The following is a 23,535-nucleotide window of genomic DNA, read 5'->3' as shown; positions in this document are numbered from 1 at the left end:
GTCAGTGTCCAGTTCGCACCCCACGGCGTGGTTGACGTTGGGTGCGCCTGGGCAGCGGCTTACTGAAGTTGCTAGTCGTTACCAGGTTCAGGCAGGCGTATCTCGGCCACGTGCAGACCGAGGTTGAGATCGACCTCGATTTTTCCCGTCAGATCTTCCGAGCTGATTTTTCCCAATAAGGCTGGCGCAGATCTTTCTTCAGCACCTTGCCCACCGGACTACGTGGCAGGCTGGTAGTGAAGTCGACCGACTTCGGTGCCATCACGCTGCCCAGCCTGGCCTTGCACAGCTCGATAAGCTCCTGCTCGGTGGTTTCCTGGCCTGGGTTGAGCTCGACCACGGCCTTGACGGCCTCACCCCATTTCTCATCGGGCACGCCAATCACGGCGCAGTCCTGAACGGCCGGATGTCCCCACAGCACTTGCTCGACCTGGCTGGGATAGACGTTGAAGCCGCCGGAAATGATCATGTCCTTTTTGCGATCGGTGAGGTGCAGATAGCCTTCGGCATCGATATGGCCGATGTCGCCGGTATGCAGCCAACCGTCGACGATGGTCTCGGCGGTCTTCTCCGGCTGCTTGTAGTAACCCTTCATGATCAGGTCGCCGCGCACGCATATTTCACCGGTTTCACCGCGCGGCAGGATCTGGTGGGTGTCGCTCATCACTTCGACGCGGACCAGCGGGTTAGGGCGGCCGACCGAGGACAGGCGTTCGTCGTCGGCGAATTGGTCACCCACCAGATGCTCGTCAGGACGAAAGTTGGCGATGCTGGCCGGTGCTTCGGTCTGACCATAGCCGCCGGTCATGACCGGGCCGAAAATCTCGATAGCTTTCTTCAGCTTGTCTACCGACATGGGAGCCGCGCCGTACATCAGGTACTTCACCGAGGAGAAGTCCAGCTTCTCGATACCGGGAATTTCCAACAGCCTGTAGATCACCGTTGGCGGCAGAAAGAGCTCGCTGACCCTGCGCTGTGCAATGGCGTTCAACATCAATGCCGGATCGGGTTTGGTAATGACCACTACAGTGCCACCTTGCGCCGTGCAGGGTACGGACAACAGGCCGGCAGTGTGGGTCATCGGTGCGGCGGCCATATTCACCGGCTTTTCACCATTGCGATAAGCACAGGTCAGCATGAAGTGGGCGATGAACGTCTGCACGCTGCGGTGGGTGTTCATCACGCCCTTTGGCGTGCCCGTAGTGCCACCAGTGGGTGAGACCGCCACCACGTCGTCCATGTCATAAGCGACTTCGGGACGGCTCGCCGGCTGGCCGGCACTCCATAGTTCCAACGAAGGTGCATCGACAGCATCGGCATCGATACAGATCCAGTGTTTGATCTTAGGCAGCCTGGACCGTAGCTCGGCGATGATTTGCGCGAAATCGTTCTGGTAGAACATCACCTCGCAGTCGAATGCGTCGAGGATGTAGTGATTCTCTTCGCTCGAGTTGCGCGCATTGACTGGAATCCAGGTCATGTTGGCGCGCCATAGACCCAGTGTGCAGGCCCAGGCGGTGACGTCGTTACCTGACCAGACGGCACCCTTGGTTTCCTTCGGCAAGCCCAGTGCGAGCAGCTTGTTGGCGATGCGACACGAGAGCTCGCCGATTTCGTTGAAGGTGTAAGAGCGCTCGCCCTGGATGTAGGCGACCCCGGCAGGGTTGATGCCCCAGCCGCGATCGTAAAAGTCGATGATGGCCATAAGTGGTTCCTGTGCCGGTAATCAGAGTTTGGTAACGGTGGCACGGGCCAGGCCGCGTTCTTCCAGGAAGCCGAGCAGATAGCGGTGTCCAAAAGCCTTGGAGCCAGAAGCGAAGCCGACCTTGTTGGTGTCGTCGTCGAGCAGCCTGATCGCCGCAGCGGCCTGTAGGGCACCGGTGGAAATATAGGGTGTGACGCCATGCACGGTAGCGCGCACGGCGGCCAGGTGACCGCGGCCGATAGCGATGTCGACGCTGCGTTGCAAGGTGGTGCGTTCGCGGGGCGGCATGCTCGGCGTGGTGGCCTCTACCAGGCTCTTCACCACCGCGTCCTGCTGCTCCTTGGACAGGTGCTTGTATTCCGCTTCCCACTTCTGGCTCAGGCCATGCACCATCGGCATCACATTGTTGTCGTAGAAACCGACCGCGGAGGTGCAGGCGCGCACGCGCGGATCATGCTCGAAGTAAATCGGCAGCGAGGTTCCCCCCCAAGGCAGGCAGAAAACCGGCTGCATGAAGTTGGGGTCGACAATGTTGAACGAAGCGGTGGCGGGGTGTTGCACCAGCTTGTTTTCCCACAGGTAGAACTGCTCCCGGTGGAACAATTCGAAAATCGAGGCCGCCGAGCCCAGGCTGACCCCGGCGACATCACGCGGGCCGCGGCACAGGGCGGCGGTTTCCAGCACGTCGATCCCGGGGGTTTCCAGCGCCAGTTCGGCGGCGATCTCGGAGAAGCTGAACATGTAGGACAGCGATGGCGAAACCAGCAGGCCAGCCTGACGATAGAGCTCGCCAAATTGCTCGCGAACCTGACGGACGTAGCTTTGCTCGCCGGTGGTATCTATGTGGTGGCAGCCAGCCTTGAGCGCGGCCTCGACGGTGGTCAGACCGAAATTGACGAAGGGGCCAACGGTGTTGCAGACCACTTTGGCCCCCTTGAAGGCGGCGCTCAGCGATTCGACGTTGTGCTCGGCCTCGATGATTTCATAGGTCGCGGACTCCAGGCGTACCACACGTTGCGCCATCATTTCCTGCGCGCGCTTGGCATTGCGCGCCACAGCGGTGAAGGGGATGTTCTGGTCGATCAGCCAGTCCATGGTCAGCATGCCGGTGTAGCCACTGGCGCCATAGACAACTACGGGATACTTAGCCATTTCTATTGTCTCCAAAGTTTATTGTTAGTCGGGTCTTGGATCAGTACTGGGGCCAGCCGTCTTCGTAGAGCTCCTGGACAAGGAACCCAAGGCGGGTGGTGAGCATCATGTTTTCGCCGTCCTCGATCAGCGCGGCGCGGGCATCGCGGAACAACTTCTCCATGGGGTACTCGCGGGTCAGGCCGTTGCCACCAAACAGCTGCAAGGCATCGCTGACTACACGCATGGCCTCTTCGGTCACGGTGACCTTGCTGGAAGCCGTGGCACAGGGGTGCCCCTGCGGGGATAGGCGCGCATAGGCCAGGGAGCGGCGGGCGACAGCCCGGCAAAGCTCGACACGACGCATCATGTCGCCGATGCGGTAGCGGGTAAGCTGGTGGTTGATCAGCAGTTGGCCACCCTGCTTGCGTTCATGACAGTAGGCCAGGGCCAGTTCGAAGGCGGAACGTGCCACGCCAGTGAACCATTGCGCCATGTGGGTGCCAGCGAACGACCAGGTCGAAACGACGTTGCCGTAGTACTCGTCCTGCAGGGCCACGGCGAAGCGCTTGGGAATCCGCACGTTGTCGAAATACACCTCGCCCTGCGGCAGGGCGCGCTGACCGATCTTCTCCAGCGGCTTGCCCCTGCTGACACCGGGCAAGTCCAGGGGCACGATTACGGATATGCCATAGGGCAAGCCATTGGCATCGTAGAAGCCGTTGCCATAGTCGGCGGTCATGTAGGCCAGAGCCACCTGGGCCACCGCGCCGTTGGACACCCAGGCCGAGCACTGGCCGTTAATGACGATCTCGTGCTCGCCGACCTTGGCGAAGAGATTACCCTTGTTGCCCAACTGCCCCGGCACCCAGTCTCGCTGCAAGTCGAAGGCGCTGACATCAGTGCCCTTGTCCGGATGGGTAATCATCCAGCAGCCGATTTTCCCGGCACTCAGATCGATCAACTCCTGGTTCCCTACGGCTTTGGCCATCTCGTTCGGGAAGGTGCTGACGCCCAGGGAAACCGCCAGACCGGCATCGCCCCAGCCCATTTCCTCGCCGATCATAGACTCGACGCGTACAGCCGTTTCCGGTGGCAGTTCGGCCAGCAGATCGGAATCCAGGCCCAGCTTGGCGGCTTCGCTGAACACGCTGTAGTACGGCGAGCCGGGGGCGACCACCTGCTCTGCGGTCATCTTGTCGAGTTCCTGACCCAGGGGGCGCATGAAATCCTTGGCAAAGCGATGCACGCTGTCCTGGATGCCGCGCTCGACCTCGTTCAGGGGTGTTTCAAAGCCGGTTATTGAAATGTCAGGCAGGTTGATCCGGTTACTTAGTTTCATGATGGGCCTCGTCATATCACTCGGTTTTTCTTATGGCCTGCACTCTAGGCGTCGAGACACGTCAGGCGTCGGCCGGCAGTTCGCCGGCGGTGATCAGCGTGGCGCGCGTGGCCTCGACGAAAGGCTCTACGGTGTCGACAAACAGCTCTTGCAGCGGCGTCCCCTTGAACTCGGGGAGGAAGGTCTTGTTCCAGTGGCCGCACAGCGACATGCCCGCTGGGGTATCGACCATGGCGACGCCGATCGCCAGCAGGGTCTGGATGGCACCGGGACGGGAAGCCGAGTAGGCAGCGCGCCACTGCTCGGGCGTCAACTCGTTACGCTCGATCGGGCGACCCACGGCCTGTTCGCGCGCAGCCAGCAGCTCGTTCCACGAACACCAGACCGTGGCCGCGACTGGACAGATCGCATTGCGCGAGGCCGGGTGGGCCAGCACATGCGGGATGATGCGGCCGACATCCGCGCCGGTCGACCAGGCCAGCCTGGCGTCGGGATCGCCCATCACCATCACCGGCTCGAGCATGTAGTACTCGATCCAGGCACCGGCCGGAATGATGGTGTAGTCCATGCCGGCCAGTTCGATCATGCGTCGGATGAACGCCTTCTGCCGGGCCATCAAGCGGTGCGTGGTGTCGGTCTGCCAGAACTGTTCGAATTCATAGATCGCGCCGAACTCGGATGGCACGAAGCGTTCGACTCCGGCTTCCTTGGCGGCAAAGATCAGCGGCATCTGCGATTCGGTAGCGTAGAGGGGGACGCAGGACACCAGGTAGTCGGTGCCGCGCAGCGCCGGGACCAGCGCTTCGGCAATGGTGACGTCGACCTCTTTGATGGTCACGCCCTGGCGTGCCCATTCGTCGTACTGCAGCTGTTTTTGCGCCTCGCTCTTGCTGATGCCCGACGATGAGCGTTCCACCTGGCCGGAGCGGCGCGCCAGCACATTGATATTGACCAGGCCCTGGCGAATGAACTCATTGACGCAAGCGACGCCGGCGGTCCCGGTGGCGCCGAATACAGTGACGGTCTTCTTGCTCATGCTGTTCTCCTGGCTGATATCAGTCATGCGGGCGAGCGGTTGTGCCTGCCTCGCATTAAGGCGAGTCGCGGAATATTTGGCCGATTATTGTTCTTCCCGAGATCGACAACTCACCTGAAAAGCGGTCATATTTGTCAAAATATGCTCATCCCGAGATGCCCATGAATCCGCAGCAACAGGTCCATGAAACACTGGGATTGCCCTTGCTGGGCGGCTTGGTGTGCAGGGAAATCCCCTTGTATGCGGAGCGCTACTTCCTGCATACGACGGATCTATCCGTTCCGCCCGTTGACTTCATGGCCCTGCTGACCCAGTTCGGTGGCTCGCGGGCGGATGAGGGGGCAGGGGGCGAGTTGCGCTCAACCTCGATGCCCCGCTTGTCAATGCTGCTGCCTGCCGGTTGTGCCACTCAATGGCACTATTCCGGCAGCATTGATTTCGCGGTTTTTTATCTGCCCGAGCGCACGGATGGCGTGTTTCGACAATTGCGTGAGCTATGTGCTGGCGCGCAGGCGCCATTGCCCGTCAGTGATGGTTTGGTGAGTGCAGCGGCCCGGCAATTGATGGATGAGCTAAGCCTTGGGAAAGGGGCTGATCAGGGGTTCATGGCAAGATTGGCCATGGTCATGCTTGAGCAGGTGTATCGTGCGCTGCGAGTTGACGTGAGCCGAGGTATTTATCCGCCGCATATTCATCTGGCGCGCCTGCATACCGTACTGGTCTACATTCGCGAGCATCTGGGGCAGGAACTGTCGATCAGCACGCTGGCTGGCCAGGCGGGTGTCAGCCCGGCTCATTTTCGACGGCTGTTTCAGCGCGCCATGGGTATGCCGCCCCATCGCTATGTAATGAATGTACGACTGGAACATGCGCGTGATCTGCTCATGCAGACCGATCTACCTATTTTGCATGTGGCACTGGAGTGTGGTTTCAGCTCTCAGAGCCACCTGACTGCAGCGTTCAAGGCTGCGCACGCCAGTACACCGGCTGAATACAGAGCCCTGGCTGGAAGGTAGCGGATTCTTTTGCGTTGCGAGCGGGTCACTGCACCGAAAGTACGCAAGCGGCTTGCGTTGGATTGCACCGGGGTTCAAGCCCTCGGGCTATTCCATGGTAGTGTTCGACCGTTTGGAACTGTATCCAGGGACCTTCAGACGCTCCTTGGGTAAGCGTCTCTCAACCACTCAGGTCTGAAACAATGGACTGCATAGAGCCCCAACTGATCCTCAAAACGACGCCGCCGCGTAGTCAGAAATCAGCACGGATGCGAAGCCGCCTGGGTATTCATACCCAGGAACTGACAGACAAGGTGGTGATCGCCGTTCAAGCGCCGGCAGGCTTCGGCAAAACCTTTCTGCTGACCCAATGGCGCCGTGAATGTTTGTCTCACGGCGCCGTGGTGGCCTGGATGACGCTGGATGCACAGGATGATGGTGCGCGTTTTGTCCAGGGGCTGGGAGTTGCCATGGCCGTTGGCAGCGGTCGGCCGTCGTTTGCCCGCGTATTTGAGCCTATTGCGGGACTGGGGCGAGACGAACAGGAAGGGCTGACGCAATGGTTGGCGGAAGTGGCCGATCTGGGTAGCGAAACCGTATTGATTCTGGATGAAGTGGATACCCTGCCCGAGCTGACGATCCGTTACTCCCTGACGTACCTGTTGCACAACGCGCCAGCCAATTTGCGCATCATCATGGCCTCTCGCACACGGTTGAATCTGCAAGTGACGGACCTCGCGGCAAGAGGGCTTTTCACGACGATCATGACTGCGGCTTTACGACTGAATGTGGAAGAGGCGATCGCCATCCTCAATGACCGTTTCGGCACAAGGGTTGATGCCGACCTCTGCGTGCGGCTGCACGAGATAACCGAAGGCTGGCCGCTCGGCCTGCAATTAGCGATTTCGGCGTTGGAGAAGAGCTCGAATCGAAGTGCGGCAGTCGAAGAGCTGTCGACTTGTCTGGGTGATATCGAGCGTTATTTCGTCGACAGTTTGCTCGCACATCTTCGGGAGGAGCAGGTTCGCTTTCTGACCGGCATTGCCTTGTTGGAAATGGTCCAGCCCTTGTTATGCGAGGCGCTGACGGGCAACGCTCGCTCGGGTGAATTGCTGCAGGAGTTGTGTGCCTCGACTCCGATTTTTGTTGAAAGTATCGACAGTGACTGGGTGCGCATCCATCCATTGGCGCGGGAATTTCTGCTCGGCCGTTTTGCCGACTTGCCGTTGGAGGAACGTCAGGGTTATCACCGGCGCGGCGCCGTGTGGCTGGAACAACACGGATTCCTGGAGCAGGCCGCCCGGCAATATCTGTTGGCCGGCATGCCCCAACCGGCCTATGCTTTGATCGGTGAATGCCTGTACGAAGTCATGTTGCAAGGGCAGTTCAGCCGGGTGCTGGAGTGGGTCGAGGAGCTTGGCCCCGCTGACGTGTTGTCGCATCCGCGCATCTGCCTGGCGGCGGCCTGGACATTGGCAATGGGAGAGCGTCAGGCAGAAGCGGCGCGATTGATTGCGGCTATTGAACAGCATCCGTCCGCCGACGAGGCGACACGTTGTGAAGCGGCCGCCATCGCCGCCGCCGCCGCCTACTTTGCGGACCATCCGGATCAATCGCATGAACTCATCACTCCTTGGGTCGATCGATTGCCTTCATTCTCAATCAAGGTGCAAGCCATTGTCGCGACCCAGATCGCCCGGCTGACGCTGTTGCAGGGACAACCGGAGAAAGCCCGGAGAATCTTTCAGCGAGCAGCGATTTACGCGGGTAGTCCTGGCCTTGATGCCATACGCGGATACGGCGAGTGGGTGGTCGGTCTTGCTTATTTATACGAAGGTCGAATGGTGTCGGCGCGCACTGCGTTGCACGACAGCCTGTTGCATGCCGAACGGGACATCGGTCGGCGCAGTCCGGTGGCGGTCATGTTAGCGAGCGCTCTGGCGACGGTGTTGCTGGAACAGGGGGAAATTCAGGAGTCCGCTACGGTACTGGCGAACAGGCTGGATATCGTTGAGCGATTGGCGTCCCCCGATGCCATTGTGCAGGGTTTTCTCGCCGCTGCTCGACTGGCTTCAATCCAGGGGCAGGGGCATCGCGGGCAGGATCTGCTCGAGGCGTTATTCGCCCTTGGAGAAGAGCGAAATATTCCACGATTCTGCATTGCCTCCCTGGGAGAACAAATACGCCTGCATGCCTTGCAGGGACGCAGTGATACCTGCCAGGCATTATGGCGACGGCTGGACTGTTTCACGCCAGTTATTACCCATGAGCGAGCAGGGTTGCTGGGTCCGGAGCTGGACTTGCTGGCCGGGGTAGCCAACGCTTATGCCTTACTGGCCCAACGTGATTGGGAGGCGATGCTGGCGGTGCTGGACAAGGTCAGTGAAACAGCCGAATACCTGCGTCGTGGGCGAGACATCGTACAGATCAAGCTGCTCAGGGCACTGGCGCTCAGGGCGACCGGACAGGGCGGCACTGACCATTTGCTGGAGGCTGTCAGCCTCGCGCAAGAAAACGGTATGTTACGCGTGGTGCAGGACACCCATCCGGACCTGATCAAATGGGAGCGGATGCTCCAGGGTGAAACGGTCCCATTGCTTGCGACGACCTCCACGCCCGCACCTGTTCCGCGACCGGAATCCACCCCATCGAGCGTGTCCCCAAGTCGTCTCTTGACGCCCAAGGAACGCGAGGTGTTGCAGCTATTGGCTCGCAACCTGTCCAACAAGCAAATCGCTTTGGCGCTGAATGTCGGCGAGGAAACCGTGAAGTGGCACTTGAAAAACCTGTTTGGAAAATTCCAGGCCGGCACCAGACAGCATGTAGTCGCGCGTGCATACATGCTGGGAATTCTCGAGACTGGGGGCTAATGCCAAGCCACCACCCGAGATGATCCGTTCGGATCATCCTTCAACTCCCCCTCATATCCGATTTCCAATCGCCCCCCCAGTCAATGGGGGGGTACGCTTTTCGACTTCGCAATAGTCTGACCCCACAAAAGCGCCAACGTATTGGCGAGTGGGAGCAGGTTTATGTCTGTAAAAGTGCTGATCGCCGGTGCAGCAATGGTGCCGTTTCTACCGCTGGGTGGCTCTGACAGTCATGCGGCATTGGCGGGGCAAGCCATTCGTGCGGCGCTGACCGACGCACGGATCGACTTTGACCTGGTCGACCAAGTGTTTACTTCCTGCGTACACGGTGAAGTCGGTATCGCCGAGCAGATGTTGTCGCAGATTGGCTACTCGGGCGTGCCGATTTTCAGCCTCGGCGATGGCTGTGCATCGGCCAGTAGTGCTTTCCATCTGGCCCGCAATAGCCTGCTGTGCGGCCAGGCTGAATGTGTCCTGTTGGTGGGTGTCGAGTGCATGCCGGCACGCATTTCCAATCGTGAGTTTTTCGGTTTGAAAGATCTCGTCCACGATGAGTCGGCAACGGTCAGGCAGGATGAGAACCCCATCGGCTTTATCGAGCGTCGACAACAACCGGCGCTGCTGTTTGCGGCCCAAACCAGCTGGTTATTGACACGCATGGGCATTGCTCAAAGCAGCTTCGATCAAGTGCTTGAGCGGGCACGGGCCCAGGCCGGGCGCAATCCCTACGCCGTGTTGAACCGCTTGCCGGATCGCAACGCCTGGCTCCCGCCTTATCTGTGCCCGCCCGCCTGCGGTGCTGCGGCCATCCTGCTCTGTACCCCGGCCTTCGCCCTGCGCTTCGGCGCTCGGGCGGACGTCACCGTGCTGGCCAGTGTCAGGGGAAGTGACAGCGCTTCAGAGCAGGAATCGGGTTGCGTGCTGGATGTTCTCGGACAGGCGACTACCCGACGAGTCACGCAGTTGGCCTATCAGCAGGCGGGCCTCGGTGCGGAAGACATCGACGTGGTTGAACTGCACGACCAAAGCGTCGGCGACTTCATGGTCAATAGCGCCGCGCTGGGCTTTTGCCGGGAGGACGAGATCGATCGATTCGTGCAGCAAGGACATCGCCTGAAAGGACAGATGAATGCGGTGTGCCCATCGGGTGGCTTGCTGGGACGTGGTCACGCCCCGGGTGCCACCGGGTTGGCGCAACTGGTCGAGTTGGTCTGGCAACTGCGCGGCGTGGCCGACGGCAGGCAAATTGCTGGTGCCCGCACGGCTTTACAACATAGCAACGCCCTGGGCAGGGCGGTGTCGGTCACCCTTTTGCAGCGCACCTGAGAGGAGGCTCATTACGCCGTGATTCAACCCATGACTTTTCGTAAACCATAGAGCAGGTGGCAAGCTAGATGAACAAAAATAATAAGATCTGCCATGCAAACCTTCGCAGAGGGTTGTTGGCCTCCGCCATTCTCACCGGCCTGGGCATCGCGCCCGTAGGGGCTGTGGAGATCAACACGGGGAATGAAGACTTTGCGGTTCGCTTCGACAACACGCTGAAGTTCAACTACGCCCAGCGCGTGGAAGCCCCCAACAGCAAGTTGGCCAATTCGTGGAACAACAATGACGGGGCTCGCAACTTCTCCTCCGGCAGTCCCGTTTCTCAACGACTGGATGTGCTGACCGAACTGGACGTGGTTTACAAAGAAAAAGTCGGTTTCCGTGTCAGCGCCAACACTTGGTACGACCACGCCTACGACGATATTGGCAGCGATAACGCCTCGACCAATCAGCTCAACAACGGTAAGCCGGACTCTCGTCATCAAAGCGGTTACGCCGATCGCTATTACAACGGTCCTTCTTCGGAAATCCTTGATGCCTTCGTGTTTGGCAGCACTGAAGTCGGCGATGAATCGCTGCTCAGCGGCAAGCTCGGCAAGCACACCGTTTACTGGGGCGAAAGCATCCTCGCCTTTGCCCATGGCAACAGTTATGGCCAGTCCGGCCTGGATATTTCCAAGTCGCTGGCGGTCCCGGGAACAGAAGCCAAAGAACTGTTCATTCCGCGTAATCAGTTGTCCACCAGCCTCACGGTCAACCCGGAACTGACCCTCGCCGCGCAGTACTTCCTGGACTGGGACGCCGCGCGGTTGCCGGAGTCGGGTACTTATCTGGGGTTCAACGACGGCATTCAAAATGGCGGGCACAACCTGTCGTTGATCGGCGGCCGAAACCCGCTGTTCGGCACACCTGGCCCACTGGGTGCCAACCAGTTTTTACGGCTGTCCAACGGGCATACGTTTACTCCGGACAACCAGGGTGACTTTGGTCTGATGGCCAAGTGGAGCCCGGAATGGCTGCAGGGTACGCTGGGTTTCTACTACCGCAAAACCTCCGACATTCTGCCCAACCTGGTGTTGCAGCCAACGGCGGTCGGCCCTGCGCAACTGATCTCCGGCAATGCCGGCAGCTACAACCAGTTCTATGTCGACGACATCGATATCTACGGCATCAGCCTGTCGAAAAGCATCGAAGGTGTCAGCGTCGGTCTCGACCTGAACTATCGTCACAACATGCCGCTGGCCAGCGTGCCGGCAACGGTCAATCCGGTAGCCGGTGCTGCCGGTTTGCCTGGCTTCATCAGCAGCTTTGATGGTGATAACGGCGTGGCCCGAGGCAACACCGTGCACGCGGTGCTCAACGGCTTGACCACGTTCGGTGCGACACCGGTCTGGGACAGTTCGACCTTGCTGGTTGAACTCGCCTACAGCCGCTGGCTGGACGTCACCGAGAACGAGCAGCTGTTCAAAGGCGAAGACTGGTATCGCGGTGTCGACAAGGTCACCAAGGACAACTACGTCCTGGGCGTCAACTTCAACCCGACCTGGTATCAGGTGTTTCCCGGCATCGATATGTACCTGCCGGCCAACTACAGCGTCGGCCTTGCGGGTAACTCGTCGGTTCAGCTCGGGGGTAACAAGGACTCCGGCAGTTACTCGGTGGGCGTTGGCATGGACGTGCACAACCAGTACCGGTTTGACCTGAAGTACGTGGACAACTTTGGTCCGTTCGACACCTGCGGCTCAGCCGGTGGTGCAGGTGCACAGGGCGAGGGTGCCGCACCAGGGGCCAACGGCCAATACAACTGCGTACCGGGGCAGACCACTGCTTTCGGCGGTACTCAGCCTCAGCTCAAGGATCGGGGCATGGTCACTTTTACCTTCAAAACGACCATTTGATCGAAGTCTTTGCTTGATAGCAGGAGTCACCCCATGAAGTTCGTCAATACGCTTTTGTTCACTGCCTTGACCGTTGCCATCGCGGGTGCGGGACACGCAGCCGTGTCCCCCGATGAAGCAGCCAGACTCGGCAACAGCCTGACAGGCGTCGGCGCTGAAAAGACCGGCAATGCCGACAACACCATTCCGCCCTACACCGGCGGTCTCACCACGGCGCCGGCCAGTTTTCAACCGGGTAGTTCGTTCCGTCCAGACCCTTATGAGGCCGACAAGCCACGCGTTGTCGTCGATGGCAAAAACGTCAGTCAATACACCGACAAACTGACCGCAACCACGCAAGAACTGCTCAAGCGTTACCCGACGTTCCGGGTCGATGTGTTTCCGACTCATCGCAGCGTTGCGCTGCCTCAACGGTTGCTGGATAACACCGCAAAAAACGCCGTCGGCACCAAAACACTCGAAGGCGGGGTAGCACTGGAAAACGCGTTGCCGGGCGTTCCGTTCCCGATCCCGAAAGATGGCTATGAGGCCATGTGGAACCACTTGCTGCGTTATCAGGGTTACGCCACCAATTTGAAATATGACTCCTGGAACGTCGACAGTTCCGGGAGGGCAATTCTGGCCACATCCGGTAATGCCTATCTGGAATACCCGCTGTACGATCCCAAGCGTATGGAACCGGCGAAAGAGACGGATCTGTTCTTCAAGACCAAACTCTACTACCAGGCCCCGGCCCGTCGCGCAGGCGAAGCCATCCTGGTGCAGGATGCCGTCAACCCTCTGAAAATGGAGCGTCGTGGCTGGCAATACCTGCCGGGTCAGCGCCGCGTGAAACTCGCACCGGATATCGCCTACGACACGCCAAACCCTGGCTCGGCCGGTGCTTCGACCTATGACGATGCCTGGGTATTCAACGGCGCAATGGACCGTTACGACTTCAAACTCGTCGGCAAGAAGGAAATGATCGTTCCTTACAACACGTACAAGTTGAACTATCACAAGGTCGCTGCGGATATCACCACGCCGCATCACGTCAATCCGGACCTGATGCGCTGGGAGTTGCACCGCGTGTGGGTGGTCGAAGCCACGCTGAAACCGGGCAAACGCCACATCTACAGCAAGCGCACCTTCTACCTCGACGAAGACAGCTGGATCGCCCTGGCTTCGGATGAATATGACGCCAGCGGCAAGCTGTACCGCGGGTCCTTTGCACACATGGCATACAGCTACGACGTGCAGGCGCCGAATTCCGATAACCACATGATTTATGACCTGGTCTCTGGCAGCTACAACATCACCGGCATCTACGGGCCGTACGGCGGCGTCAAGTACATCGACCCGCTTTCGAAAGCGCAGTGGGCACCTGAGTCATTGGCCGGCACGGGTATTCGCTGAGCCATAACGCAGGTGTTTTTTGTCGCCGACAGTGTGTACCGCACTGTTCGGCGGCTTTTTTTGCCGAGTAGACCTTATGAATACATTCAGATGGATTGCGCTCACTGCGCTAATTTTGGCGTTGGCTGCCCCATTCACCAGATCCGTCGTCGCCGCTGACTTTGTCGACGTACTGTCGAGCCCCGCGATTCAGAGTGACAAGGCGATTGGCGGGGTGTTCACCGGGTTGACCCGTGCAGGTCAGCGCCTGGTCGCCGTGGGCCAACGCGGCCATATTTTTTATTCCGATGACAACGGCGTCCGCTGGCACCAGGCAGAAGTGCCGGTGAGTTCCGATCTGGTGGCCGTGCATTTTCCGAGCCCGACGCAGGGGTGGGCGGTCGGGCACGACGGCATTGTGTTGCACAGCGACAACAGGGGTGAAACCTGGACGCGTCAGCTCGATGGCCGTCAGGTGGGGCAGATCATGCTCGAACATTTTCAGAGGCAAGAAGGGCAACAGCCCGATGATGCGTTATTGGCTGAGGCTCAACGAATGGTCGATGAAGGGGCTGACAAACCTTTTCTGGACGTTTGGTTCGCCAATGATAAAACCGGCTATATCGTCGGCGCGTTCAATCTGATTTTCCGCACTGAAGACGGCGGCCGGAACTGGGTTCCGTTGATGGATCGCACCGACAATCCGGGCGCACTGAATTTCTACGGGATACGAGCAATCGGCGATGACCTGTTCATTGTCGGCGAGCAAGGCCTGGTATTGAAACTGGACCCGGCAACGCAACGCTTCATCAACATCCCGACGCCCTACAGCGGCAGCTATTTCGGCATCACCGGCAAGCCGGGCTCGGTGCTCGTTTATGGCCTGCGGGGCAATGTTTATCGCAGCGTCGATCATGGCGTGAACTGGGACAAGGTTGAACTGGGGCTGTCCTCAAGCATCACCGCGAGCACGATCACCGCCGACGGCCGAATCATCCTGGTCAGCCAGGCCGGGCATGTGCTTGTCAGCACCGACGACGGCGCCAGTTTCACGCTAAAGCCACAAGACCGCCTGGGGCCCGCCGCTGCGGCGCAGGCCATCGCATCAGACGTCGTGGTGGTCGCGGGCGCACGGGGCTTGCGCCAGTTGCCCTTCGAATGAGCCCACATCCCACATAATAAAAAGAGACGAGCCACTTCATGGGTAACTACAACCTCGATACGATGCCGGTGATCCGAGAGCTGAAGGGCTTCGATGCACGCTCCGGCAATGTCCTTGAACGCCTGATTTTCAACAACCGCCTGCTGGTGGTGCTGACCTGCCTGATCGTCACGGTATTGCTGAGCTATTTCGCGGCCACTGGGCTGACGCTCAATGCCAGCTTCGAAAAGATGATTCCGCAGAGTCAGCCGTACATCAAAAATTACCTTGAGAATCGTCAGGCGTTGCGCGGGCTGGGCAATACGGTTCGGGTGGTGGTGGAAAACACCGACGGTGATATCTACGACCCGAAATACCTGGAGGTGCTCAAGCAGGTTAATGACACCTTGTTCCTGACCCCGGGCGTGGACCGGGCCTGGATAAAGTCATTGTGGACGCCTGCCGTACGCTGGACCGAGGTGACGGAGGAGGGCTTCCGTGGTGGCCCGGTCATGCCGGACTCCTACGACGGCTCGGCCAGTGGGGTCGAGCAACTGCGCTTGAACATCGCCCGTTCCGGCATCATCGGCAGTCTTGTCGGCAATAATTTCAAATCGAGCATGATTGTGGTGCCGCTGCTGGAGAAGGATCCGGTCACGGGCGCCGCCATCGACTATCACCATTTTTCGCGGATGCTTGAAGAGCAGCTACGCAACAAGTTTGAGTTTGCCGGCAGCAACGCGGTACACGTTGCCGGTGAAGAGGGCAAAGGCCCGATCAAGATTCGCGTGATCGGTTTCGCCAAACTGGTGGGCGATCTGATCGATGGCCTGATGCTGATCATGATGTACTTCGGCGCTGCAGCGCTGATCGCTACTGCCATCATCTTTGGCTTTACCCGTTGCGTGCGCAGCACCGCGCTGGTGATTCTTTGCTCGGTGGTTGCGGTGGTGTGGCAACTGGGCCTGATCACCTTGTTCGGTTATGCACTCGACCCGTTTTCGATTCTGGTGCCGTTTCTGGTATTCGCCATCGGGGTATCCCACGGTGCGCAGAAAATGAACGGGATCATGCAGGACGTCGGACGCGGTACCCATCAGTTGGTCGCCGCGCGTTACACCTTCCGCCGTCTGTTCCTGGCCGGACTGACCGCATTGCTGGCCGATGCCGTGGGTTTTGCGGTACTGATGCTGATCGACATTCCGGTAATCCAGGACCTGGCCGTCACCGCCAGCATTGGCGTGGCGGTGCTGATCTTCACCAACCTGGTGCTGCTGCCAGTGCTGCTGTCTTATTGGGGTGTCAGTCCCAAGGCGGCGGCGCGCAGCCTGCGTCAGGAAAGGCAGGAGGTGAATGGAAAAGGGCTGGGTAATTTGTGGAGCCTGCTTGACCGCTTTACCGAGCGTCGCTGGGCGACGGTGGCGGTGGTGGTGGCCGGGTTGCTGGCGGCAGGTGGCTTCATGGTCAGTACGCAGTTGAAGATTGGTGATCTCGATCCGGGTGCACCCGAGCTGCGCGCCGACTCACGTTACAACCGCGACAACGCCTACATCACTGCCAACTATTCGCTGTCCAGCGACCAGTTTGCGGTCATGGTCAAAACCGCCAGCGAAGGTTGCCTGAAGTACGAAACCCTGGTGGAAGCCGATCGTCTCGGCTGGCTGCTGCAACAGCAACCGGGCGTGCAGACTACCGTGTCGCTGGTCAACGCTGTGCGCCAGATCACGGCCGGTTCCTATGAAGGCAACCCGAAAATGCTGACCGTCGCGCGCAACCAGAACGTGCTCAACTACGGCGCGCAGCAGGCCTCGGTGAACAACCCGGAACTGTTCGACAGTGACTGTTCGATGATGCCGGTGATCGCTTATCTCTCCGACCACAAGGCCGAAACCCTCGATCACGTGGTGAAAGTGGCCGATCAGTTCGCCCGTGAACACAGCAATGACGATCGGCAGTTCATGCTCGCCGCCGGTAGCGCCGGGATCGAAGCGGCGACCAATATTGTCGTGCGCGACGCCAATCGCACCATGTTGTTCTACGTGTATGGCGCGGTGATTGTGCTGTGCTTCATCACCTTCCGCAGCTGGCGAGCGGTGGTGGTGGCGGTCGTGCCGTTGATGCTGACGTCGATTCTCTGCGAGGCGTTGATGGTCTGGCTGGGCATGGGCGTGAAGGTCGCGACCTTGCCGGTGATTGCCTTGGGTGTCGGCATCGGTGTCGATTACGCGCTGTACCTGCTCAGTGTTCAGTTGGCTCAGCAGCGTGCCGGTCTGTCGTTGACCGAAGCCTACAAAAACTCCGTTGCGTTCACCGGCAAAGTGGTGGCGCTGGTCGGCATCACCCTGGCGGCGGGCGTCATCACCTGGGCTTGGTCGCCGATCAAGTTCCAGGCCGACATGGGCATCCTGCTCACCTTCATGTTCATCTGGAACATGGTCGGCGCCTTGGTGCTGATCCCGGCGCTGTCGCATTTCTTGCTCCGTCGTGCCCCTTGAAACGGCTACCTGTGAGTCTCTGCCATTTCTGAAACATCGACATCAAACAAGAATAAAAGGAACACAAAACCATGCTGGGCTTGATGCAAGATCAACCACTGTTGATTTCTTCCGTTCTGGAACATGCGCTGAAGGCGCATCCGCACACCGAAATTGCCTCACGCATGGCAGATGGATCGGTGCATCACTGTACTTACGCCGACATCGGCGAACGCGCTAAACAAGTGGCCAATGCGCTGGTTGCGTTGGGTGTACAACCTGGCGAGCGAATCGGCACCCTGGCCTGGAACGGTTACCGGCACATGGAATTGTATTTCGGTGTGTCGGGCATGGGCGCGGTACTGCATACGATCAACCCGCGGCTGTTCCCCGAGCAGATCGAATTCATCGCCAACCACGCCGAGGATCAGTACCTGCTTTTCGACCTGTCGTTCGCTGAGCTGGTCGAGCAGATCGCGCCGCGCCTGAAGTCAGTCAAAGCGTTTATCGCTCTGTGTGAGCGGGAGCAAATGCCGGCAATCGATGTGCCTGGCTTGATGTGCTACGAAGACCTGATCGCCGGGCACAGCAATGACTTCATCTGGCCTGAGTTCGATGAGCGAACGGCGTCGTCCATGTGCTACACCTCGGGCACCACTGGCAATCCCAAGGGTGTGCTGTATTCGCACCGTTCTTCGATCCTGCATTCGCTGGCACTGTGTACCTCCGATGGCTTCGGTCTATCGGCAGCGGATTCAGCGTTGTTGGTCGTGCCGATGTTCCACGTCAATGCCTGGGGTATGCCGTATGCCGCCGCAATGTGTGGTGCCAAATTGGTGTTGCCGGGCGCCGCACTTGATGGTGAGAGCCTCTACACGCTGATGCGGGATGAACAGGTGACCCTGGCGCTGGGTGTGCCGACGGTGTGGATGATGTTGCAACAGCATGTCGAGACACAGGCTTTGCAACCGGCGACAGAGCTGTGCCTGAACCGGGTGGTGATCGGCGGAGCCGCCGCGCCGCGTATCCAGGTCGATACGTTTGAAACCCGTTTCAATGCGCGTGTTTTGCATGCCTGGGGGATGACCGAGATGTCCCCGCTGGGCACCATCTGCAATCCGCTGCCCAAACACCGTGATGCTCCGCTGGAAGCAGTGCTCGACTTGCAGGCCAAACAAGGGCGGGCGTTGTTTGGGGTGTCGATGAAGATTGTCGATGAGCAAGGCGCTGAATTACCGCGAGACGGCAAGGCAAGCGGTCTTCTACTGGTCAAGGGACCGTGGATCGCCAGCCAGTATTACGGCGGCGAGGGAGGGCAGATTCTTGATAGCGAGGGCTGGCTCGATACCGGTGACATCGCAACGATCGACACTGACGGCTACATGCAGATCACCGACCGCGCCAAGGACGTTATCAAGTCGGGTGGCGAGTGGATTTCTTCGATTGATCTGGAAAATGCTGCCGTCAGTCATCCGGCCGTCGCCGAAGCGGCGGTGATTGGCATCGCTCATCCCAAATGGCAGGAACGGCCGTTGTTGGTGGTGGTGCTCAAACCTGGTAGAACCGCGAGCAAAGACGATCTGCTGACGGTGCTGCAAAGCCGCGTGGCGAAATGGTGGCTGCCGGACGATGTGGCCTTCGTCGAAGCGCTGCCGCATACCGCCACCGGCAAATTGCAAAAGATGAAGCTTCGCGAACAGTTTCGCGACTTCAGATTTCAGACCTGAAAGGCTATTTATCCAGGGGCACGATCAGCGGGCCGGCGAAGGCCTGCATGATCAACGCCACGGGTTGGCTGTGGCTGATCAGTTGGGCCATGGCGTTCATGTAGGGCGTCAGGTGACGAAAGTATTTCTTGTAGCTCGGACACAGGTAATTCAGACCCGGCTCGCCGTTGGGCGCGTTCATGAAGCGGTTTTTCGGGCATTCGCCATGGCAGGCGAAGCGGTAATCGCACTGCTGGCAATACGTCGGCAGTGTCTCTTCCTTGGCGGCGCCAAAGGCTTGTTGCGCAGCAGAGGCGAGTAGAACGGCAGGATCATCGGTCTTCAAGTTGCCCAGCAAATACTCGGGATACATGTAGTGATCGCAGGAGTAGACGTTGCCGTCGTGCTCCACGATCGCCGCTTTGCCGCAGCGCGGGCTGAACAGGCACACCGAGGCCGGCAGCTGGCACCATGAGGCCAGTGCCCATTCGAAGTTCATGACATGAATCTCCCCGACATCCTGGCGCACCCACTCGTCGAAAATCGTGATGAGAAAATCGCCATAGGCCTCAGGGGCAACCGTTTGTTCCGTCACCATCGCGGGCTCCGGCACCACGTGCAGGCGCAATTCCGGCGGGATAGCGAAATGTAGACCCAGACTGACCTGTGAGGCGCTTGGCACACGTTCCACCACGGGGTTGAACTGAATATGACGAACGCCCTCAGACTTGAGGAATCGATAGATTTCCAAGGGGAATCTGGCGACATCGCGCGCCACGGTAACCAACACATTGAAGTCGACGCCATGCTGCTTGAGCAGTTCGAGACCATGCATCACGTCATCGAAACTGGAGCGTCCGCGCTTGTCGGGGCGATAGAGGTCGTGAACGTATCGCGGGCCATCGAGACTGATCCCCACTATGAAGCGTTCACGGGCGAGGAACGCGCACCAGTCGTCATTGAGTAACGTGCCATTGGTCTGCAGCGTGTTGCGAATGACTTTGTTCCCTGCGAACTGGCGTTGATACAGGACCGCGCGTTGAAAAAAATCCAACCCCAGTAACGTCGGTTCGCCGCCTTGCCAGGTAAATTCGACCTCAGGCGTGGGCTGGGCCTCGATGTAGCGCTGCACATACAGACGCAGCACCTCGTCGGTCATGCTGAAGCGTTGCCGAGGAGGGTAAAGCTGTTCTTTTTCGAGATAGAAACAGTAACTGCAATCGAGGTTGCAGATCGGCCCGACGGGTTTGGCCATCAGATGCAAGCCCTGGGGCGGGGTTTCGTGGGTAGGCATGGGGGCAGGGTCCGGGAGTCGTCAGACTGCCGCCCGGTTATCCGGGCGGCATTGAGGGTCAAGGCAAATACGTCACGTGTACATCCTTGACCTTGCCATTGAATGCGAAGGGCGCACGCTCGAAATAGTCCAGGGTGACGGGGGAACCGAGGTCTTGAGCGACGTCGAAGGTTTCGCTGGCGGTGAACGTCAGTGCCGGAGTGAACGGTGTCACCCCTTTGGCGGCTTCCTGTCCGTCAAGTCGCAGGCTCAGATTGGCCGGCGCTCCGGGCTTGGCTGACGACAGGGTCGTCAGCACTTCGATACTGACTTTGCCTGCGGGTACTCGTTCGGCCGAACGCAGTTTGACTCGAGAGATAGCCAGCGCGTTGTACTCGTAGTTCAGGAAACCGTCATCCATGTACAGGCTGACCCCGCCACCGATACCGCCCAAGGCATACAACACGCCGGTGGCGTTAGCCGGAACGTCGGCGTCGACGACAACTTTGCTGTTCTGATTGCGCAGGTTCGGGGCCGCAAACTCCGGAAAGCGCTGGACACGATCACTGAAATGCCATTCGCGTTGGCTGCTGGAGATTCGTGCAGTCGGATCGAGGAAGGGGTAGAGACCGGCGCCAATCGGATAGACATGGTTAGCCTTGGCCTGCACGTCAAACTCGGCCTTCAGCTCTGCAAGCTTTTGCGGGTTGCTCGCGGCGACATCCTTGGCCTGGGAGTAGTCGTCTTGCAGGTTGTAGAGCGACCATTGATCGTTCACCGGATTCCAGCCCATGAACTGCGCGAAGCCTTGCACCCAGGGTTTGCGCGGGCCAAAAACCGAGGCCATCCAGCCATCCTTGTAGACGCCGCGACTGCCGAAGACTTCGAAGTATTGCGCCGGTTTTTTCGACTTCACCTGAGCGTCGTTGAAGGTGTAGCGCAGGCTGACGCCATCCATTGGGTCCTGAGCGATACCGTTGACCTCTATGGGTGGCGTGATCGACAGCACGTCGTAGACCGTCGGGGCAATGTCGTTGACATGGTGGAATTGTGCGCGAACTCTGGCGTCGGCCTTGATCTGTTTCGGCCAGGAAACGGCCAGCGGCGTGCGCGTCCCGCCGAAGTAGCCGGCGACCAGTTTAGTGCCTACGAATGGCCCTGAACCTGCCCAGGCCCACGCGGCGTTGTACATGCTTTCAAGTTTAGGACCGCCGAGCGCGGACAAGCCGCCATACATCTCGTCGAGGACTTTCAACTGCTGCTCTTTGGGAACTGGAATCCCGTTTTGGGCCAGCAACTCATTAATCGTGCCTTCCATCCCCTCGGAAGAAGCGCCGTTGTCGCTGAAGACATAAAAGATCAGCGTGTTGTCGCGCTTACCTTCACGCTCCAGTTCGTCGAGGATCTTGCCGGCCTGCGTGTCGGCATGTTCCAGGAAGCCGGCATACACCTCCATCAACCGTGCCTGATACTGTTTCTGTTCGGAAGACAAGCTGTCCCAGGCTGGGAGTTCCGCCGGGCGCGGCGTGAGGACGGCGTCATGCGGGATAAAGCCCAGCGCTTTCTGGCGAGCAAACGTCTGCTCACGATAGGCGTCCCAACCACCGTCGAACTTGCCTTTGTATTTATCGGCCCATTGCGCATTCACTTGGTGCGGGCCATGCACGGCACCCGGTGTCCAATACATGAAAAATGGTTTTGCCGGCGCGTAGGTCTGATGGTCTTGCAGCCAGTTTACGGCCTGATTGGCGAGATCTTCGCTGAGGTGATATTTCGGATCTCGCGCCGGTTCGATTGGCGTTGTGTTGCGGTACAGACGCGGTTCGTACTGGGAGGTTTCGCCGGCCAGGAAACCGTAGAAATATTCAAAACCGTAGGCCGTCGGCCATGTATCGAAAGGACCGGCCGCCGTGGTGTCCAGAGGGGGGGTGTTATGCCATTTGCCGAACGCGGCGGTGCTGTAGCCATATTGCTTGAGCACCTCGGCCATGGTCGCCGAGCTTTTGGGGATCTTGCCGGTGTAGCCTTCCCAATCGGTGGCCAGCTCTGCGATGACGCCGTTGCCAACCCGGTGATGGTTGCGTCCGGTTAGCAATGCGGCGCGAGTTGCGGAGCTGATGGCCGCGGTATGAAAAGCGTTGTAGCGCACACCGCTGTCGGCGACTCGACTCAGGGTCGGCGTATGGACTGCGCCGCCGACGGTATCTGACTGCGCGAAGCCGGCGTCATCGAGCATGATCACCAGAATATTGGGGGCCTCGGCAGGAAGATGAGATTGCTGCTGACGTTTCTGGTGTTTCGATTCTTGCAGCGTCGGTTTGGCGTCACTGGCCGAAGGCGTCGGCGGGAAGGGCAGCGAGTCTTGTGCGGATGCGACCGAGCTGGCCAACAGTGCGCAGAGTTTCAGGGTGAAACGTCCGGCGGGTTGCAGCTTCTGGGACATGGGTGTCTCCGTTTTTTATTCATTGCAACGGCGCAGCCGCCCGGTCGAACACCGGACGGCCGAGAGATTGGAGCGCGGGTCAGACCGCAAAGCTGGTGATGTCTTTGGGCTCGATATCATTGGCTTGGCAGAACGCCAGGTAACGATCCACGCTGGATTTCCAATTCTCGATGGCCACGACGTTGTTGTTATCGTCGTAATACAGCAGGTCGCCCTGGGTGATATTCAAGGTGATCAGTTCATCGCCATATTTACTCAGCACGATCGGCGTATGGCTGGAACCTGCGGTTTCGAACACCACGCCGCCCGGTTTTGAGATCCAGTCGTGCTCCAGGTATTTCCAGCCACCCTTGATGGTGTAAACGATGACCGTGCCGGAGTGATGGTGCTTGGGCAGAGAAGACCCGGCCGGGGCCTTGAGCAGGGTGATGGTTTCCCCGCGAACCGGGTCGCATTTGATGTATTTGATGAAAATTTCATCGCTGTAAGGTGCGAACGGAACCCACGGCAGGTCCTCGTCGTTGATGGAGGAGGTGTCGATGTTTTCATAAAACATGCTTGTTGTTCTCTGTTGGACGGTGAAAGGATATACACGGTGCGTCAAGAGCATCGTGAACAGACCGTGCTCACACCGCCCCCCTCTTGAGGAGGGGGATCCATCCAATGGCGAATCGCGGCATGCGCAGTGCCGTGCAAATAACGCCAAAACAACAACATCTACGGTTTGCGGCCACCGCCGGCCTTTGGCTAATCAAAGCGTACGTCAGGGTCTCTGCGAAACCCTGACGCCCCGGTTCAGCGGCGCCACGCCTGGGCCGTCC

At 59.1% G+C, this 23,535-nt stretch carries 15 protein-coding genes; 8 read left to right on the top strand and 7 right to left on the bottom strand.

Features of this window, described 5'->3' with window-relative positions; genetic code table 11:
• Window positions 1–148: 148 nt before the first annotated feature.
• The 4 genes from CD175_RS14900 to CD175_RS14885 all read right to left on the bottom strand — a co-directional run bounded on the left by CD175_RS14900 (window position 149) and on the right by CD175_RS14885 (window position 5,214).
• Window positions 149–1,705, bottom strand: coding sequence for an AMP-binding protein (locus CD175_RS14900; protein WP_104449480.1), 1,557 nt, complete (start codon window positions 1,703–1,705; stop codon window positions 149–151).
• 21 nt (window positions 1,706–1,726) lie between these two features.
• Window positions 1,727–2,857 carry a saccharopine dehydrogenase family protein gene (locus tag CD175_RS14895; RefSeq protein WP_093414216.1) on the bottom strand — a complete coding sequence of 377 codons (1,131 nt, stop codon included), beginning with the start codon at window positions 2,855–2,857 and terminating at the stop codon, window positions 1,727–1,729.
• 40 nt (window positions 2,858–2,897) lie between these two features.
• Window positions 2,898–4,178 (bottom strand): acyl-CoA dehydrogenase family protein, encoded by a 1,281-nt coding sequence (locus CD175_RS14890; protein ID WP_104449479.1) that lies wholly within the window; start codon window positions 4,176–4,178, stop codon window positions 2,898–2,900.
• A gap of 61 nt (window positions 4,179–4,239) precedes the next feature.
• Window positions 4,240–5,214, bottom strand: coding sequence for an NmrA family NAD(P)-binding protein (locus CD175_RS14885; protein WP_104449478.1), 975 nt, complete (start codon window positions 5,212–5,214; stop codon window positions 4,240–4,242).
• 161 nt (window positions 5,215–5,375) lie between these two features.
• Here CD175_RS14885 and CD175_RS14880 point away from each other — a divergent pair, with 161 nt between their 5' ends.
• From CD175_RS14880 to CD175_RS14845, 8 genes are all read left to right on the top strand, one after another.
• Window positions 5,376–6,230, top strand: coding sequence for a helix-turn-helix domain-containing protein (locus CD175_RS14880; RefSeq protein WP_104449477.1), 855 nt, complete (start codon window positions 5,376–5,378; stop codon window positions 6,228–6,230).
• Window positions 6,231–6,412: 182 nt separating this feature from the next.
• Window positions 6,413–9,079, top strand: a complete 2,667-nt coding sequence (locus CD175_RS14875) for a winged helix-turn-helix domain-containing protein (RefSeq protein WP_104449476.1) — start codon at window positions 6,413–6,415, stop codon at window positions 9,077–9,079.
• Between the two features lie 162 nt (window positions 9,080–9,241).
• On the top strand, window positions 9,242–10,405 hold the full coding sequence (locus CD175_RS14870; protein WP_104449475.1) for a thiolase C-terminal domain-containing protein: 1,164 nt from the start codon (window positions 9,242–9,244) through the stop codon (window positions 10,403–10,405).
• A gap of 68 nt (window positions 10,406–10,473) precedes the next feature.
• Window positions 10,474–12,303 carry a DUF1302 domain-containing protein gene (locus CD175_RS14865; RefSeq protein ID WP_104449474.1) on the top strand — a complete coding sequence of 610 codons (1,830 nt, stop codon included), beginning with the start codon at window positions 10,474–10,476 and terminating at the stop codon, window positions 12,301–12,303.
• A 33-nt stretch (window positions 12,304–12,336) separates the two neighbouring features.
• Window positions 12,337–13,698: a DUF1329 domain-containing protein gene (locus CD175_RS14860; RefSeq protein WP_104449473.1), complete on the top strand. Its 1,362-nt coding sequence runs from the start codon at window positions 12,337–12,339 to the stop codon at window positions 13,696–13,698.
• Window positions 13,699–13,774: 76 nt separating this feature from the next.
• On the top strand, window positions 13,775–14,839 hold the full coding sequence (locus tag CD175_RS14855) for a WD40/YVTN/BNR-like repeat-containing protein (protein ID WP_104449472.1): 1,065 nt from the start codon (window positions 13,775–13,777) through the stop codon (window positions 14,837–14,839).
• A 38-nt stretch (window positions 14,840–14,877) separates the two neighbouring features.
• Window positions 14,878–17,313 carry an efflux RND transporter permease subunit gene (locus CD175_RS14850; RefSeq protein WP_104449471.1) on the top strand — a complete coding sequence of 812 codons (2,436 nt, stop codon included), beginning with the start codon at window positions 14,878–14,880 and terminating at the stop codon, window positions 17,311–17,313.
• Window positions 17,314–17,384: 71 nt separating this feature from the next.
• On the top strand, window positions 17,385–19,019 hold the full coding sequence (locus tag CD175_RS14845) for a 3-(methylthio)propionyl-CoA ligase (protein WP_104449470.1): 1,635 nt from the start codon (window positions 17,385–17,387) through the stop codon (window positions 19,017–19,019).
• 4 nt (window positions 19,020–19,023) lie between these two features.
• Here CD175_RS14845 and CD175_RS14840 read toward each other — a convergent pair whose 3' ends face one another.
• The 3 genes from CD175_RS14840 to CD175_RS14830 form a co-directional block, all read right to left on the bottom strand.
• Window positions 19,024–20,292 carry an anaerobic sulfatase maturase gene (locus CD175_RS14840; protein WP_104449469.1) on the bottom strand — a complete coding sequence of 423 codons (1,269 nt, stop codon included), beginning with the start codon at window positions 20,290–20,292 and terminating at the stop codon, window positions 19,024–19,026.
• A 58-nt stretch (window positions 20,293–20,350) separates the two neighbouring features.
• On the bottom strand, window positions 20,351–22,714 hold the full coding sequence (locus CD175_RS14835) for an arylsulfatase (protein ID WP_104449468.1): 2,364 nt from the start codon (window positions 22,712–22,714) through the stop codon (window positions 20,351–20,353).
• Window positions 22,715–22,793: 79 nt separating this feature from the next.
• On the bottom strand, window positions 22,794–23,270 hold the full coding sequence (locus CD175_RS14830) for a 2,4'-dihydroxyacetophenone dioxygenase family protein (protein ID WP_104449467.1): 477 nt from the start codon (window positions 23,268–23,270) through the stop codon (window positions 22,794–22,796).
• Window positions 23,271–23,535: the final 265 nt, after the last annotated feature.

It is taken from the genome of Pseudomonas laurylsulfatiphila (genome assembly GCF_002934665.1).
GTDB lineage: Bacteria > Pseudomonadota > Gammaproteobacteria > Pseudomonadales > Pseudomonadaceae > Aquipseudomonas > Aquipseudomonas laurylsulfatiphila.
This window is presented reverse-complemented; position numbering and strand designations above follow the sequence as displayed.

Excerpts from the sequence above, each read along its gene's own strand:
- CD175_RS14900 (WP_104449480.1), bottom strand. The coding sequence starts at position 1,705 with ATGGCCATCATCGACTTTTACGATCGCGGCTGGGGCATCAACCCTGCC.
- CD175_RS14895 (WP_093414216.1), bottom strand. The coding sequence starts at position 2,857 with ATGGCTAAGTATCCCGTAGTTGTCTATGGCGCCAGTGGCTACACCGGC.
- CD175_RS14890 (WP_104449479.1), bottom strand. The coding sequence starts at position 4,178 with ATGAAACTAAGTAACCGGATCAACCTGCCTGACATTTCAATAACCGGC.
- CD175_RS14885 (WP_104449478.1), bottom strand. The coding sequence starts at position 5,214 with ATGAGCAAGAAGACCGTCACTGTATTCGGCGCCACCGGGACCGCCGGC.
- CD175_RS14880 (WP_104449477.1), top strand. The coding sequence starts at position 5,376 with ATGAATCCGCAGCAACAGGTCCATGAAACACTGGGATTGCCCTTGCTG.
- CD175_RS14875 (WP_104449476.1), top strand. The coding sequence starts at position 6,413 with ATGGACTGCATAGAGCCCCAACTGATCCTCAAAACGACGCCGCCGCGT.
- CD175_RS14870 (WP_104449475.1), top strand. The coding sequence starts at position 9,242 with ATGTCTGTAAAAGTGCTGATCGCCGGTGCAGCAATGGTGCCGTTTCTA.
- CD175_RS14865 (WP_104449474.1), top strand. The coding sequence starts at position 10,474 with ATGAACAAAAATAATAAGATCTGCCATGCAAACCTTCGCAGAGGGTTG.
- CD175_RS14860 (WP_104449473.1), top strand. The coding sequence starts at position 12,337 with ATGAAGTTCGTCAATACGCTTTTGTTCACTGCCTTGACCGTTGCCATC.
- CD175_RS14855 (WP_104449472.1), top strand. The coding sequence starts at position 13,775 with ATGAATACATTCAGATGGATTGCGCTCACTGCGCTAATTTTGGCGTTG.
- CD175_RS14850 (WP_104449471.1), top strand. The coding sequence starts at position 14,878 with ATGGGTAACTACAACCTCGATACGATGCCGGTGATCCGAGAGCTGAAG.
- CD175_RS14845 (WP_104449470.1), top strand. The coding sequence starts at position 17,385 with ATGCTGGGCTTGATGCAAGATCAACCACTGTTGATTTCTTCCGTTCTG.
- CD175_RS14840 (WP_104449469.1), bottom strand. The coding sequence starts at position 20,292 with ATGCCTACCCACGAAACCCCGCCCCAGGGCTTGCATCTGATGGCCAAA.
- CD175_RS14835 (WP_104449468.1), bottom strand. The coding sequence starts at position 22,714 with ATGTCCCAGAAGCTGCAACCCGCCGGACGTTTCACCCTGAAACTCTGC.
- CD175_RS14830 (WP_104449467.1), bottom strand. The coding sequence starts at position 23,270 with ATGTTTTATGAAAACATCGACACCTCCTCCATCAACGACGAGGACCTG.